Origin of the sequence: Allobosea sp., assembly GCF_035999205.1 — a bacterium.
Classification (GTDB): Bacteria; Pseudomonadota; Alphaproteobacteria; order Rhizobiales; family Beijerinckiaceae; genus Allobosea.
The window spans coordinates 392,348-406,010 of sequence record NZ_DASYHA010000019.1 but is presented as its reverse complement, the minus strand read 5'-3'; the positions used below and the strand labels follow the sequence as shown (position 1 = coordinate 406,010).

Here is a 13,663-nt window from a genome sequence, read left to right as displayed (position 1 = left end):
GCCTGGCGCAAGGCGCGCTCCTCACGCGCTATCGCACGTCTTCGCCGAACGGCTCGACCACCATCTCCATGCGCTCGCCGGCGAAGACGCTGCTGACAAGATGGATCGGTGTCAGATCCGGCAGCGCGTCGATCGCGACCGATACCATCACCGGCGCGCCGGGCTCGATCTGCAGCAGCGCCGCCTCGCGCTCGCTGGCGAGCCGGGCGGTCAGACGCGTCGAGAGGCGGACATAGTCCGTGATGCCGAAGGCCTTCAGCGCCGCCGTCATCGAGCCCTCCGCCGTGCGATAGGCCCTGTCGAAGTCGGGAAAGCGCGCGACCGAGAGCCAGTGCGTGCCGGTTCCCATCGGCGTGCCGTCGGCGAGGCTCAGCCCCTCGAGCCGCCACAGCGCCGCGCCCGGCTCCAACCCGAGATCCTCGCAAGTCTCCGGCTCTCCTTCGACCTCGGCCTCGGACAGGACCGCGCTCGACCCGACCATGCCGATCCGGCCAAGATTGGCGCGCATGCTGACCCGCCGGCCGAGCGGATAGGGCACGCGCCGCGTGCTGACCTGCGTGCCGCGCCCGCGCGACACCGTGACGAGGCCTTGCTCGGCCAGATGCCGGAAGGCCTGCCGCACCGTGTGCCGATGCACGCCATAGCGCTCCGCCAGGGCGGTTGCCGCCGGCAGGATGTCCCCCGCGGCGTACTCGCCCTTGCCGATCGAGCCGGCGAGCTCATCCGCGATCCGACGCCAGGCCGTGCCCAGATCGGGCGTTCCGGCCTCGGCAGGCCCGTTAGCATCAGTCACTAAAGCGTCACGCAAAATGTATAGACCTTTCCTCGCAGCCCAACTATCTTAGTCTAGACATTAGCGGACGACCAGACGGCGGATGACGATGACGGCCAAAACCGCAGAGAGACTCTCCGAGAAAACCAACAGGCAGCGCTGGCTGGCGGTCCTCGCCCGCGCTTCGCGCGACGAGGTCGCCGCCATCGCCGGCACCGAGCTCCCGCGCCACGACATTCTCAAGGCCCCGGAGACAGGAACCGTGATGGTGGAAGGGCGCGCCGGCGGCGCCGGCCGGCGCTTCAATCTCGGCGAGGCGACGGTGACCCGCTGCATCGTCCGGCTCGATGACGGCGCGATGGGCTTTGCCTATGCGCTCGGCCGTGACGCTCGCAAGGCACGCCTCGCCGCCATCCTCGATGCGCAGTTGCAGGCGGAAGCGCCGGGCAGTGTCCTGCATCGCGCCATCGAGGATCTCGCCGACCGGCAACGCGCCGCCCGAGACCTCGCCTCGCGCAAGGCGGCCGCCACCAAGGTCGATTTCTTCACTCTGGTCAGGGGCGCCTGACGATGACTGACACATTGATCGGCCCTGGCTTCTCGGACCCCGTCTTCCAGTCGCAGAGCGCCTTCCGCGCATTGCTGGCGGCGCTGTCCGAACCGGGGACGAGGCAGCAGGTCGCTGTCGAGATCACGCCGCCCGAAGCCTTGCAGGCTGCGACCGCGACCGCCCTGCTGACGCTCGCCGACTACGAAACCCCGATCTGGCTGCCGCCGGCATGGCGGGACGGGCCGGCCGGAGCCTGGCTGCGTTTCCACTGCGGTGCCGCGCTGGTGGCCGAGCCGGGCAAGGCAACCTTCGCCGTGATCGACGGGCTCTCGTTGGAGCCGCCGCTGTCCGCCTTCGACGCCGGCAGCGACCAGTTCCCCGACCGGTCGACGACGGTGATCGTGCAATGCGGGGCGCTCGAAGGCGGCGAGGCGACGACCCTGACGGGCCCGGGAATCGCCGGTGCCCGCGTGATCGCTCCCAGCGGCCTGCATGCCGGTTTCTGGGCTGAAGTTGCCGCCAACAACGCCCGCTATCCGCTCGGCATCGATCTGTTGCTGAGCACGGGCGACGCGGTCGTCGGCTTGCCCCGCTCAACCCGGATCGGGGAGGCCAACTGATGTATGTCGCAGTCAAGGGCGGCGAGGCCGCGATCCTCGCCACGCATGACCTGGTTGCCGAGGCGCGCCGCGGCGACGCATCCGTGCCGGAGATCTCTGTCGCGCAGATCCGCGAGCAGCAGGGGCTCGCCTGCGCCCGTGTCATGAACGAGGGCTCTCTCTACGATCCCGATCTCGCGGCGCTGGCGCTGAAGCAGGCGCAGGGCGACGCGATCGAGGCCGCGTTCCTGATGCGCGCCTACCGCACGACATTGCCCCGCTTCGGCTCGTCGGAACCGGTCGACACTGCCCGGATGGCGATCCGCCGCCGCGTCTCGGCGACCTACAAGGACCTGCCCGGCGGGCAGGTGCTCGGCCCGACCTACGACTACACCCACCGGCTGTTCGATTTCGCGCTGATGGATAACGAACAATCGGGAACCAGCAGTCAGCCGCCCTCCCCCGCAGTAGATCGCCTCGACAGCCACATGCCGCGCGTGCCCGACATCCTTGGCGCGGAAGGGCTGATGGAGCCGGAGGTCCCGCCCGAGGGCGATCCCCGCCCTTTCGATCTGACGCGCGAGCCGGTCTCCTTCCCGGCCGAGCGCGACGTGCGCCTGCAATCGATGGCGCGCGGCGACGAGGGTTTCCTGCTCGGCCTCGGCTATTCGGTCCAGCGCGGCTTCGGCAACAGCCACCCCTTCGTCGGCGAGATCCGTGTCGGCGAGGTCTCGGTGGAGTTCGTGCCGGAAGAGCTTGGCTTCGCCGTCGACCTCGGCGACCTCACGCTGACCGAATGCCAGATGGTCAACCAGTTCGCCGGCTCGAAGGACGTCCCCCCGCAGTTCACCCGCGGCTACGGTCTCGCCTTCGGCCATAGCGAGCGCAAGGCGATGTCGATGTCGCTGGTCGACCGGGCGTTGAAATGCCGGGAATTCGGTGAGGCGGCGGAGTACCCGGCCCAGCAGGACGAGTTCGTGCTCTACCACTCCGACAATGTCGAGGCCGCCGGCTTCGTCGAGCATCTGAAGCTGCCGCATTATGTCGACTTCCAGGGCGAGCTCGAACTGATCCGCCGCATCCACCGCGAGCGCGAGGAACGCCTGACGAGGGAAGCGGACAAGCTGCCGGAGGCCGCGGAATGACCATTCATCAGCCCCTGCCGGGCGACGACACCGCACCGGCCTACAACTACGCCTATCTTGACGAGCAGACGAAACGGATGATCCGCCGCGCCCTGCTCAAGGCCGTCGCGGTACCCGGCTATCAGGTGCCGTTCGGCTCGCGCGAGATGCCGCTCGCCCGCGGCTGGGGCACCGGCGGCATCCAGATCACCGCCGCCATCATCGGCCCCGAAGACACGCTCAAGGTCATCGACCAGGGCGCCGACGACACCACCAATGCTGTCTCGATCCGCCGCTTCTTCGAGAAGACCGCGGACGCCCGCACCACCGAGGCGACGGGCGAGGCGACCATCATCCAGACCCGCCATCGCATCCCGGAGGCAGCCCTGACCGCGGGCCAGGTCATCGTCTACCAGGTGCCGCAGCCCGAGCCGCTCCGGAAGCTCGAGCCGCGCGAGGCCGAGACCCGCAAGATGCACGCCTGGGCCGAGTATGGGCTGATGCAGGTCAAGCTCTACGAGAACATCGCCCGCTTCGGCGAGGTCACGACGACCTATGATTATCCGGTCATGATCAACGGCCGCTACATCATGGCGCCCTCGCCGATCCCGAAATTCGACAACCCGAAGATGCACATGTCGCCGGCCCTGCAGCTCTTCGGAGCCGGCCGCGAGAAGCGCATCTACGCGCTGCCGCCGCACACATCAGTCCGCAGTCTCGATTTCGAGGACCACCCCTTCCGCATCCAGAGCTGGAGCGAACCCTGCGCGCTCTGCGCCGCGAGCGATTCCTACCTCGACGAGGTCGTGATCGACGATCAGGGCAAGCGCATGTTCGTCTGCTCGGACAGCCACTTCTGCGAGACCCGCCGCGAGGCCGGCCACCGCGGCGCCATGCTGGGCGATGCCACCGCGAGCGGACTGGTCGAGGAGAGCAAGTCATGACCCTGCACGCCTCATTTCCCGAAACCGCCCTCGAACCTGCCCCATTGCTCTCCGTCGTCGGCGTCAGCCGCTTTTATGGCGAGCGCATCGGCTGCGCCGATGTCTCCTTCGACCTCTGGCCGGGCGAGGTCCTCGGCATCGTCGGCGAATCCGGTTCCGGCAAATCGACGCTGCTGCGCTGCCTCGCCGGCATCGACCAGCCCGACGAGGGCGAGGTCTTGTTCCGCGGCGGGTCGGCGCCGCTCGACATCTATTCGGTCCCCGAACAGGAGCGGCGCCGGCTGATGCGCACGGCCTGGGGCATCGTCCACCAGAACCCGCGCGACGGTCTGCGCATGGATGTTTCGGCCGGCGGCAATGTCGGTGAGCGTTTGATGGATCGCGGCGACCGGCATTACGGCCAGATTCGCGAACGGGCGCTCGACTGGCTCGCCCGTGTCGAGATTGCCGGCTCGCGCATCGACGACCGACCGCGCCAGTTCTCCGGCGGCATGCAGCAGCGCCTGCAGATCGCCCGCGTGCTGGTCTCGGAACCGCGCCTCGTCTTCATGGACGAGCCGACCGGCGGGCTGGACGTCTCCGTCCAGGCGCGCCTGCTCGACCTGCTGCGCGTGCTGGTGCGCGATCTAGGCCTCGCCGCGATCATCGTCACCCATGATCTCGCCGTGGCCCGGCTCCTGACCGACCGGCTGATGGTGATGAAGGACGGCCATGTCGTCGAGCAGGGCCTGACCGACCAGGTCCTCGACGATCCGCACCACGCCTACACCCAACTCCTGACCTCGGCGGTGCTGAGCGTATGAGCGGCTTTGTCCAGCCACAGTGGTCGGGCTTCGCCATGCCCGCTCCGTGCGCCTTGGATGAGGCGCATCATGCCCTGCAAAAGCCAGGGCATGAGCTGGACCGTATCGCTCTCACCCTGATTGCCCCGGCTCTCGCTTCTGCGCGGCGACCTGCCGGACGCATCGGATCGGAACCCTCCCCGTCACATCCGCGTCACCGCGACCGGAGAAGGCACTGACCCCATGACCACGATGATTCGCGTCGAGAAAGTCGCCAAGGCCTTCACCCTGCACAATCAGGGCGGGGTACGGCTGCCCGTCTTTGACGACGTCAATTTCAGCGTCGAGGCCGGCGAGGCGCTGGTGCTCGCCGGAGCATCGGGCGCCGGCAAGTCCAGCCTCCTGCGCATCCTCTACGGAAACTACCGGCCGACGCAGGGGCATATCCACGTCACCCATGGCGGCCGGCAGATCGACATCGTCCAGGCCGTGCCGCGCACCGTGCTCGACATCCGCCGCCGCACGCTCGGCTTCGTCTCGCAGTTCCTGCGGGTGATCCCGCGCGTCTCGGCACTCGACATCGTCCGCGACCCGCTGCTCGCACGCGGAGCCTCGGCCGAAGAGGCGAGTGAGCGTGCCAAGGCGATGCTGGCGCGGCTCAACCTGCCCGAGCGCCTGTGGAACCTCGCTCCTGCCACCTTCTCCGGCGGCGAGCAGCAGCGCGTCAACATCGCCCGCTCCTTCGTCGATCCTTCGCCGATCATGTTGATCGACGAACCGACCGCATCGCTCGACGCGGCCAATCGCGACGTCGTCGTCGAACTGATCGCCGAGGCCCGTGCAAAGGGCTCCGCGATCGTTGGAATCTTCCACGACGAGGCCGTGCGCGAGAAGGTCGCGACGCGCTATCTCGACATTACCGCTTTCCGGAAGGCCGCCTGATGCAGACCGTTCTCACCAACGCCAGACTGATCCTCGAAAACGAGATCGTCACCGGGACGATCGCCTTCGACGGAACCGGGATCACGGCCGTCGACCAGGGCCTGTCTTCGGTACCAGGCGCAATCGATGTCGGCGGCGACTATGTCGCGCCGGGCCTCGTCGAGATGCACACCGACAACATGGAAAAGCACTTCATGCCGCGGCCCAAGGTCTTCTGGCCGAACGGGCTGGCTGCGGCGCTGGTCCACGACGCGCAGATGGCGGCAGCCGGCGTCACCACAGTCTATGACGCGGTCTGCGCCGGCACGCCGTTCTCGGCCAAGGATTACCGCAAGGACATTTTCGCCGATGTCATGAAGTCGCTCGCCTATGGCAAGAGCGAGAACGTCTTCCGCATCGACCACCGCATTCACATGCGCTGCGAGCTGACCAGCCCGCAACTGCTGGAGGATATCGAACCCTATCAGGACGACGCGCTCGTCCAGCTGGTCTCGCTCATGGACCACACGCCTGGCCAGCGCCAGTGGCGCGATCTCCAGCATCTCAAGACCTATGCCGTCGGCAACGGCAAGACTGTCGCGGAGTTCGAGGAGGACGTCGTGGTGCGCCAGCGCGAAGGTGCCGCCAATGTCGCGAAGAACTGGCAGGCTGTGGTCGACATTTTCCGCGCCCGTGGCATCCCGCTCGCGACCCATGACGACACGATCCCCGAGCATGTCGAGGAAGGCGTCGCCTCCGGCGCGGTGATCTCGGAGTTCCCGACCACGGTCGAGGCCGCAGCCGTCGCCAAGCAGCACGGCCTGGCAACAGTCGCCGGCGCCCCAAACGTGGTGCGCGGCGGCTCGCATTCCGGCGGTGTCTCGGTCTCCGAGCTCGCCGAGAAGGGCCTGCTCGACGGGCTCTCGTCAGATTACGTCCCGGCGAGCCTGCTCCAGGCGGTGCTGAAGCTGCACACCGGTCACGGCATCGCCTTGCCGCAGGCCATGGGCATGGTCACCTGGAAGGTCGCGGACATTCTCGGCCTGAAGGATCGCGGCCATCTGCGGACCGGGCTGCGCGCCGATCTGATCCGGTTCAAGACGCTCGGCCCGACACCGGTCATTGCCGCCGTCTGGTCCAAGGGCGAGCGCGCATTTTGAGCACGCCGCGCTACGCCATCTATTACGCACCCGCCGCCGACAGCCCGCTCTGGCAGTTCGGCGGTGCAACGCTGGGCTACGACGCCTTCACCGGCGAGGATATCGCCTTCGCCGTGCCGCCCGGCTGCGATGCCGACGGCTGGCCGGGCCTCACCGCCGAGCCTCGGCGCTACGGCTTTCACGCCACGCTGAAGGCGCCGTTCGAACTGGCGAATGGTCGCAATGAAGGGCAATTGCGCGCCTTCGCCCATCAGATCGCAGCCGGCCTCTCTGCCGTGCCGCTGGCCGGCCTCGCCGTGACCGCGCTCGGCCGCTTCGTCGCGCTGACGCCGGCAGAGCCGAGCACAGCCCTGCAGAAGCTCGCCTTCGACATCGTCCAGGCCTTCGAGCCCTTCCGTGCTCCGCTGAGCGCGGCCGATCTGGAACGCCGGCTCGCGAGCCCGCTGACGCCGGCGCACCGCGCCTATCTCGAAGCCTATGGCTACCCCTATGTCGGCGACGCCTTCCGCTTTCACATGACGCTGACCGGCTCGTTGCAGCCCGAGGTGGTCGGCCAGATCAAATCGGCTCTGGTGCGGGCTCATGCCGAAGCCGTCCCGGCCGGGCCGGTCGCGATCGACCGCATGGCCCTGTTCCGGCAGGACGACCGTGCAAGCCGCTTCCGCCTGCTCGACAGCTTCGTGCTTGGCCGTTGACCGGGTCAGTCTGTGGCCCTCGCCCAAGGGCGCCAGGCCGCGCCCTCCCCGGTGCTTTGGCCGGGCCGAAGTGAGCCGTCATTAACCTTCTCGGCCTTAGGAAAGTCCGCCGCCACCGGCACGAACGGCCTTTCCCAGGGACCACGCATGTCTGCTCCGGACCAACTCGACAACCGCCTGTCCTTCCTCAAGTTCGATGCCCAGGCGAAGGAGAAGCTGAGCGGGATCCGCGACATCCTGGTGCAGGCGCTCCCCGGGGCCCTCGACGTCTTCTATCGCCAGATCACGACCTTTCCCGAGACGCGCGGCTTCTTCGGCAGCGCCCAGCATGTCGAGGGCGCCAAGCAGCGCCAGGTGTCGCACTGGCAACGGATTGCGGCCGGCCGGTTCGACCAGGACTATGTTGCGGCCGTCACCAAGGTCGGCGAGACCCATGCCCGCATCGGGCTGGAGCCGCGCTGGTACATCGGCGGCTATGCGCTGCTCCTCGAGAAGCTGATCACGGACGTGCTCGAGGCCCGCTGGCCCAAGGGCCGTTTCGGCGGCAAGGTCGAGGGTGCAGCCGAGCGCAGCGCCGAGGTCGGCGCGCTCGTCAAGGCGGCCCTGCTCGACATGGACTATGCCATCTCGGTCTATCTGCAGGCCTCGGAGACCGCGCGCATCAAGGCCGAGGAACAGGCCCGCGCCGTCGAGCGCGCCAATGCCGCGGAGCGCGAGAAGGCCGTGCGCCATCTCAGCGAGGGCATGGCCGCCCTCGCGAAGGGCGACCTGACCTTCCGCATCGGCCAGGACATCCCGGCCGAATACGGGATGATCCGCGACAACTTCAACGATGCCATGGCCCGGCTGGAAGGCATGATCGCGACGATCAAATCCAGCTCTGTCGCGATCGCTGCCTCGTCGCAGGAGATCAACAGCGGCGCGGAGGACCTCTCGCTGCGCACCGAGCAGCAGGCCGCGGCGCTGGAGCAGAGCGCCGCCACCACCGAACAGCTCGCCGCCTCGGTCAAGACCGCGGCGCAATCCTCGCGACGCTCGGTCGCGCTTGCCGATGATGCGACCAAGATCGCCCGCACCGGCGGAACCATCGTCAAGGACGCGACCGACGCCATGGCACGGATCGAGGAGGCTTCGCAGAAGATCTCCGAGATCACCAGCGTCATCGACGGCATCGCCTTCCAGACCAACCTGCTGGCGCTGAACGCCGCGGTGGAGGCCGCCCGCGCCGGCGAGGCCGGGCGCGGCTTCGCCGTGGTCGCGGCGGAAGTGCGCGCGCTCGCCCAGCGCTCGTCGGATGCTGCCAAGGACATCACCGGGCTGATTGCCTCGTCCGATGCCGAGGTGACGGAGGGCGTCAAGCTCGTCCGCCTGGCCGGTGACACGCTGGAGCAGATCGTCGATGCATCGGCCCGCGTCTCCGCCACGGTCGAGGAGATCGCCAGTGCTTCCGGCGAACAGGCGAACGGCATCGACGAGATGAGCCAGACCGTCTCGCATATGGATGGCATGACACAGCAGAACGCCGCCCTGGCGGAACAGAGCGCCGCTTCGGCACGCACGCTGCTCGACCAGATCGCCCAGCTCAACGAGTTGGTCTCGACCTTCCGCACGCAGGACAGCCGCGGAGCGCGGCCCTCCTCGCGCGCTGCCTGAACCACCTTGCTTTCGGCCCGGCCCGGCGACATCGTCTCGCCGGACCGGGTCGCGACTGGAGGCACATGGCGGGGCCGCGACGACTGGGCAGTCCAGATCGCGGCGGCCGTGGCATGTCGCCTGCACGCGTTGTCGAAAACGATTCAGAACCGGAGACCCAGATGAGCATCACCGCGACACCGACCCCGGGCAAGACCCTGCTCTCCCCCAAGGATCACACGCTGATCCTGATCGACTTCCAGTCGCAGATGGCCTTCGCGACCAAGTCGATCGACACGACGCTGCTGCGCAACAACGCCGCCCTGATCTCGAACGGAGCCGCCGGCTTCGGTGTCTCGACGATCCTGACCACGGTCGCCGAGAAGAGCTTCTCCGGGCCGATGTTCAGCGAGATCACCGATGCCTTCCCCGGCCAGGCGCTGCTCGACCGCACCTCGATGAACACCTGGGAGGACGCAGGCGTGATCAAGGAGGTCAACCGCATCGGCAAGGACAGGCTGGTTTTCGCCGGCCTGTGGACCTCGGTTTGCATCGTCGGCCCCGTCGCCTCGGCCGTCGACCAGGGCTTCGAGGTCTATGTGATCACCGATGCCTGCGGCGACATCTCGACCGAGGCCCATGAGCGCGCGGTGGAGCGGATGATCCAGCTCGGCGCCCGGCCGATGACCTCGCTCCAATACGTGCTCGAGCTCCAGCGCGACTGGGCGCGTGCCGAGACCTACGACATGACCACGGGCGTCGCGAAGAAGTGGGGCGGCGCCTACGGGCTCGGCGTCACCTACGCAAAGACCATGTTCGGCGCCTCCGAAGGTCACTGATCATCGCCGGGCCGGGCGACCAAAAACCCGGCCCCGCCCGCGGGCTGATGACGGACGGCCGAGCGCGATGCCGCCGCTGAGACCGCTGCGCGCCCTGCCGAGCGCTGCAGGCGTGACCAATCCATATGTTATCGCATCGGATTTCTCCGAAACGTGGCTTGCGCTCTTCGATCTGATGCATAGCGCCTCTCGGGTGCCAGGAGGAACACGATGCCGAGCCCGGACCTGATCCTCGTCAATGCGAAGGTGACGACCCTCGACCGACAGAACCCGGTCGCCGAGGCCGTCGCGATCCGCGACGGCCGGTTTCTCGCGGTCGGCACGCAGGCGCAGGTCCGGGCGTCGGCCGACCCCGGCGCGCAGGTCATCGACGTGAAGGGCCGCCGCGTCATTCCCGGCCTGATCGACAGCCACATGCACATCATCCGCGGCGGGCTGAACTACAACATGGAGCTGCGCTGGGACGGGGTGCCGAGCCTCGCCGAAGCGATGGCAATGCTGAAGCGGCAGGTCGCGAACACGCCCGCACCGCAATGGGTCCGGGTCGTCGGCGGCTTCACCGAGCATCAGTTCGCCGAAAAGCGCCTGCCGACCCTCGAGGAGCTGAATGCGTCGGCCCCCGACACACCGGTCTTCATCCTCCATCTCTACGACCGCGCGTTGCTGAACGCGGCGGCACTGCGGGCGGTTGGCTACACCAAGGACACGCCCAACCCGCCGGGCGGCGAGATCATGCGCGACGCCGCCGGCAATCCCACCGGCCTGCTGCTGGCCCGGCCCAACGCCACGATCCTCTACGCGACCCTGGCCAAGGGGCCGAAGCTGCCGCCCGACTACCAGCTCAACTCGACCCGGCATTTCATGCGGGAGATGAACCGCCTCGGGGTGACCGGCGTCATCGATGCCGGTGGCGGCTTCCAGAACTATCCGGACGACTACGCGATCATCGAGCAACTGCACCGCGACGGCGATCTGACCCTGCGCATCAGCTACAACCTGTTCACGCAGAAGCCGAAGGAGGAGCTGGCCGATTTCGCCGGCTGGGCGAAGCAGGTCAGGCCCGGCGACGGCGACGACAGCTACCGTCACAATGGCGCCGGCGAGATGCTGGTCTACTCCGCCGCCGACTTCGAGGATTTCAGGGTCGCCCGCCCGGAAATGCCTCCCAACATGGAAGCCGATCTCGAACCTGTCATCCGCCTGCTCGTCGAGAACCGCTGGCCCTGGCGCCTGCACGCCACCTATGACGAGACGATCAGCCGCGCGCTCGACGTCTTCGAGAAGGTCAACCGGGAGATGCCGTTCGACGGGCTGCACTGGTTCTTCGACCATGCCGAGACGATCAGCGACCGCAATATCGATCGCATCGCGGCGCTCGGCGGCGGCATCGCTGTCCAGCACCGCATGGCCTATCAGGGCGAGTACTTCGTCGAGCGCTACGGCGCCCGGGCGGCCGAGCGGACGCCGCCGGTCAGGCGCATGCTGGAGGCCGGCGTGCCGGTCGGCGCCGGAACCGATGCGACGCGCGTCGCGAGCTACAATCCCTGGGTATCGCTGTCCTGGCTGGTGACGTCGAGAACGGTTGGCGGGCTGCAGCTCTATCCTCAGGCCAACCGCCTCGACCGCGAGACCGCCCTGCGCCTCTGGACGGAGGCCAACACCTGGTTCTCGGGAGAACAGGGCAAGAAGGGGCAGATCAAGGCCGGCCAGCTCGCCGATCTGGCGGTCCTGTCGGATGACTACTTCGTGGTACCCGACCACGAGATCGTCCACATCGAATCCGTGCTGACACTGCTCGGCGGCAAGGTCGTCCATGGCAGCGACGACTACGCGCCGCTCGCACCGGAGCTACCGCGGCCGATGCCCGACTGGTCGCCCGTCGCGACCTTCGGCGGCTATCATCGCCCGTCGAGGACGAGCCTGCGCCTCGCCTCCGCCTGCGGCTGTGCCAGCAATTGCGCCGTCCATGGTCACGATCATGCGGCGGCCTATGCGAGCGATGTGCCCTCGACGGACGTCCGCAGTTTCTGGGGTGCCTTTGGCTGCGGCTGCTGGGCGGTCTGAACGATGAGCGAGGCCCCCACTCCCGCGCCGCTGAGCAATCCGGTTTTCCGGGCGCTCTGGATTGCCACGGTCGTCTCCAACATCGGTACCTGGATGCATGATGTCGGCGCTGGCTGGCTTATGACCACGCTGTCGCCGGACCCGCTGATGGTGGCGCTGGTCCAGGCCGCGACGACCTTGCCGATGTTCCTGCTGGCGCTGCCCGGCGGCGCGCTGGCTGACATCGTCGACCGCCGCAAGCTCCTGATCGGCGCCCAGCTCTGCGGGCTGGCGGCCACTGCGGCACTCGCGGCCACGACCTTCGCGGGCCTCACCGGTCCGCTCACGCTGCTCTCTCTCACGGTCGCCATAGCGGCCGGCGCGGCACTGTCGGCCCCTGCCTTCCAGGCGATAGTGCCGGAGCTGGTGCCCGCGGCCGCGGTGCCCCAGGCGGTCGCGCTCAACAGCCTTGGCGTCAACATCGCGCGCGCGATCGGCCCCGCCCTGGGCGGGCTGATCATCGCCCTGTCCGGCCCGGCCGCCGTCTTCGCCCTGAACGCCGTGTCCTTCCTCGGGATTCTCCTGGTGCTGGCGCGCTGGCAGCGTCAGCCCCGAGCTTCCCGCCTGCCGGCCGAGCACTTCTTCGGCGCCCTGCGAGCCGGCGCGCGCTACGCCTCACAGGCTTCAGCCTTGCAGATCGTGCTGATCCGCAGCGCCGGCTTCTTCCTCTTCGCGAGCGCGCTCTGGGCGCTGCTGCCGCTGATCGCCCGTCGCGAGCTCGGGCTCGGCCCGGCCGGTTATGGCGGGCTGCTGACCCTGATGGGACTCGGTGCCGTCGCGGGCGCCATGCTGCTTCCGCGACTGCGCGACAGGCTCTCCGCCAACCGCATGACGATCGTGGCCTCGCTGCTGTTCGCGCTGTCAACGGGCGGGCTCGCGCTCGCGCCCGACTTCGCGACGGCGGGCGCCGTCCTCGCATTGGCGGGGCTTGCATGGATCGCCATGATGTCCGCCCTCAACGGCGCGGCGCAGGCCTCCTCGCCAGCATGGGTGAAGGCCCGCGCACTGGCGATCTATCTTGTGGTCTTTCAGGGAGCGATGACACTTGGCGCCACGCTGTGGGGGACGCTGGCGGCCCGGCTCGGCATCCCCGTCACGCTCGGCATGGCCGCGCTCGGACAGGTCCTGGCGCTGTTCGCGCTGGCCGCGCGCCATCCGCTCGGAGCGATGAGCGGACTGGATCTGTCACCCTCCTCGCACTGGCCCGCCCCGGTCGTCGAAGGCACGGTCGAAGCCGATCGCGGCCCGGTCATGGTGACGATCGAGTATCGCGTCGATCCCGCGCGCATGGCCGATTTCGTCCGCGCGATGCGACCGATGCGCCGCATCCGGCGGCGCGACGGCGCAATCGGCTGGTATCTCCTGCAGGATGCGGCAGCACCCGGCATCGTGGTCGAGAGCTTCGTGCTGGAAAGCTGGCTGGAGCATCTGCGCCAGCACGAGCGCGTCACCCATACCGACCGTGAGCATCAGGCGGCGGCCCATGCCTTTCACCTTGGACCAGAGCCGCCGGTCGTCCGACACCTGATCCAGCCGAGGTGA

At 68.2% G+C, this 13,663-nt stretch carries 13 protein-coding genes; 12 read left to right on the top strand and 1 reads right to left on the bottom strand.

The genetic code is table 11. The features are described 5' to 3' along the window. Positions 1-28: 28 nt before the first annotated feature. Entirely contained in the window at positions 29-793 is a 765-nt protein-coding gene (gene phnF, locus VGN82_RS10050; protein WP_327526866.1) for a phosphonate metabolism transcriptional regulator PhnF, read from the bottom strand. 88 nt (positions 794-881) lie between these two features. On the opposite strand from phnF, the gene phnG reads away from it, so the two are divergent. The 12 genes from phnG (at position 882) to VGN82_RS09990 (ending at position 13,663) form a co-directional block, all read left to right on the top strand. Beyond that, positions 882-1,340 (top strand): phosphonate C-P lyase system protein PhnG, encoded by a 459-nt coding sequence (gene phnG / locus VGN82_RS10045; RefSeq protein WP_327526865.1) that lies wholly within the window; start codon positions 882-884, stop codon positions 1,338-1,340. Positions 1,341-1,342: 2 nt separating this feature from the next. Then, complete coding sequence (gene phnH, locus VGN82_RS10040) at positions 1,343-1,942, top strand: phosphonate C-P lyase system protein PhnH (RefSeq protein WP_327526864.1); 600 nt, start codon at positions 1,343-1,345, stop codon at positions 1,940-1,942. Continuing rightward, positions 1,942-3,066 carry a carbon-phosphorus lyase complex subunit gene (locus tag VGN82_RS10035; RefSeq protein ID WP_327526863.1) on the top strand — a complete coding sequence of 375 codons (1,125 nt, stop codon included), beginning with the start codon at positions 1,942-1,944 and terminating at the stop codon, positions 3,064-3,066. The genes phnH and VGN82_RS10035 overlap by 1 nt, the downstream gene beginning before the upstream one ends. Then, a complete protein-coding gene (locus VGN82_RS10030) occupies positions 3,063-3,989 on the top strand; it encodes an alpha-D-ribose 1-methylphosphonate 5-phosphate C-P-lyase PhnJ (RefSeq protein WP_327526862.1) in 927 nt (308 codons plus the stop codon). The genes VGN82_RS10035 and VGN82_RS10030 overlap by 4 nt, the downstream gene beginning before the upstream one ends. Next, positions 3,986-4,792 carry a phosphonate C-P lyase system protein PhnK gene (phnK, locus tag VGN82_RS10025; protein ID WP_327526861.1) on the top strand — a complete coding sequence of 269 codons (807 nt, stop codon included), beginning with the start codon at positions 3,986-3,988 and terminating at the stop codon, positions 4,790-4,792. The genes VGN82_RS10030 and phnK overlap by 4 nt, the downstream gene beginning before the upstream one ends. A 222-nt stretch (positions 4,793-5,014) precedes the next feature. Next, entirely contained in the window at positions 5,015-5,713 is a 699-nt protein-coding gene (phnL, locus tag VGN82_RS10020) for a phosphonate C-P lyase system protein PhnL (protein WP_327526860.1), read from the top strand. After that, entirely contained in the window at positions 5,713-6,852 is a 1,140-nt protein-coding gene (locus VGN82_RS10015) for an alpha-D-ribose 1-methylphosphonate 5-triphosphate diphosphatase (protein WP_327526859.1), read from the top strand. Before phnL ends, VGN82_RS10015 begins: the two co-directional genes overlap by 1 nt. Beyond that, entirely contained in the window at positions 6,849-7,547 is a 699-nt protein-coding gene (locus tag VGN82_RS10010) for a DUF1045 domain-containing protein (RefSeq protein ID WP_327526858.1), read from the top strand. The genes VGN82_RS10015 and VGN82_RS10010 overlap by 4 nt, the downstream gene beginning before the upstream one ends. Before the next feature lie 147 nt (positions 7,548-7,694). Beyond that, complete coding sequence (locus VGN82_RS10005) at positions 7,695-9,200, top strand: methyl-accepting chemotaxis protein (RefSeq protein WP_327526857.1); 1,506 nt, start codon at positions 7,695-7,697, stop codon at positions 9,198-9,200. A 167-nt stretch (positions 9,201-9,367) separates the two neighbouring features. Further along, entirely contained in the window at positions 9,368-10,018 is a 651-nt protein-coding gene (locus tag VGN82_RS10000; protein ID WP_327526967.1) for a hydrolase, read from the top strand. Between the two features lie 210 nt (positions 10,019-10,228). Continuing rightward, positions 10,229-12,082 carry an amidohydrolase gene (locus VGN82_RS09995; RefSeq protein WP_327526856.1) on the top strand — a complete coding sequence of 618 codons (1,854 nt, stop codon included), beginning with the start codon at positions 10,229-10,231 and terminating at the stop codon, positions 12,080-12,082. 3 nt (positions 12,083-12,085) lie between these two features. After that, positions 12,086-13,663: an MFS transporter gene (locus tag VGN82_RS09990; protein ID WP_327526855.1), complete on the top strand. Its 1,578-nt coding sequence runs from the start codon at positions 12,086-12,088 to the stop codon at positions 13,661-13,663.

What these genes read in the sequence shown, in the direction of transcription:
- phnG (WP_327526865.1), top strand. Translation starts at nt 882, where the DNA reads ATGACGGCCAAAACCGCAGAGAGACTCTCCGAGAAAACCAACAGGCAG.
- phnH (WP_327526864.1), top strand. Translation starts at nt 1,343, where the DNA reads ATGACTGACACATTGATCGGCCCTGGCTTCTCGGACCCCGTCTTCCAG.
- VGN82_RS10035 (WP_327526863.1), top strand. Translation starts at nt 1,942, where the DNA reads ATGTATGTCGCAGTCAAGGGCGGCGAGGCCGCGATCCTCGCCACGCAT.
- VGN82_RS10030 (WP_327526862.1), top strand. Translation starts at nt 3,063, where the DNA reads ATGACCATTCATCAGCCCCTGCCGGGCGACGACACCGCACCGGCCTAC.
- phnK (WP_327526861.1), top strand. Translation starts at nt 3,986, where the DNA reads ATGACCCTGCACGCCTCATTTCCCGAAACCGCCCTCGAACCTGCCCCA.
- phnL (WP_327526860.1), top strand. Translation starts at nt 5,015, where the DNA reads ATGACCACGATGATTCGCGTCGAGAAAGTCGCCAAGGCCTTCACCCTG.
- VGN82_RS10015 (WP_327526859.1), top strand. Translation starts at nt 5,713, where the DNA reads ATGCAGACCGTTCTCACCAACGCCAGACTGATCCTCGAAAACGAGATC.
- VGN82_RS10005 (WP_327526857.1), top strand. Translation starts at nt 7,695, where the DNA reads ATGTCTGCTCCGGACCAACTCGACAACCGCCTGTCCTTCCTCAAGTTC.
- VGN82_RS09995 (WP_327526856.1), top strand. Translation starts at nt 10,229, where the DNA reads ATGCCGAGCCCGGACCTGATCCTCGTCAATGCGAAGGTGACGACCCTC.
- VGN82_RS09990 (WP_327526855.1), top strand. Translation starts at nt 12,086, where the DNA reads ATGAGCGAGGCCCCCACTCCCGCGCCGCTGAGCAATCCGGTTTTCCGG.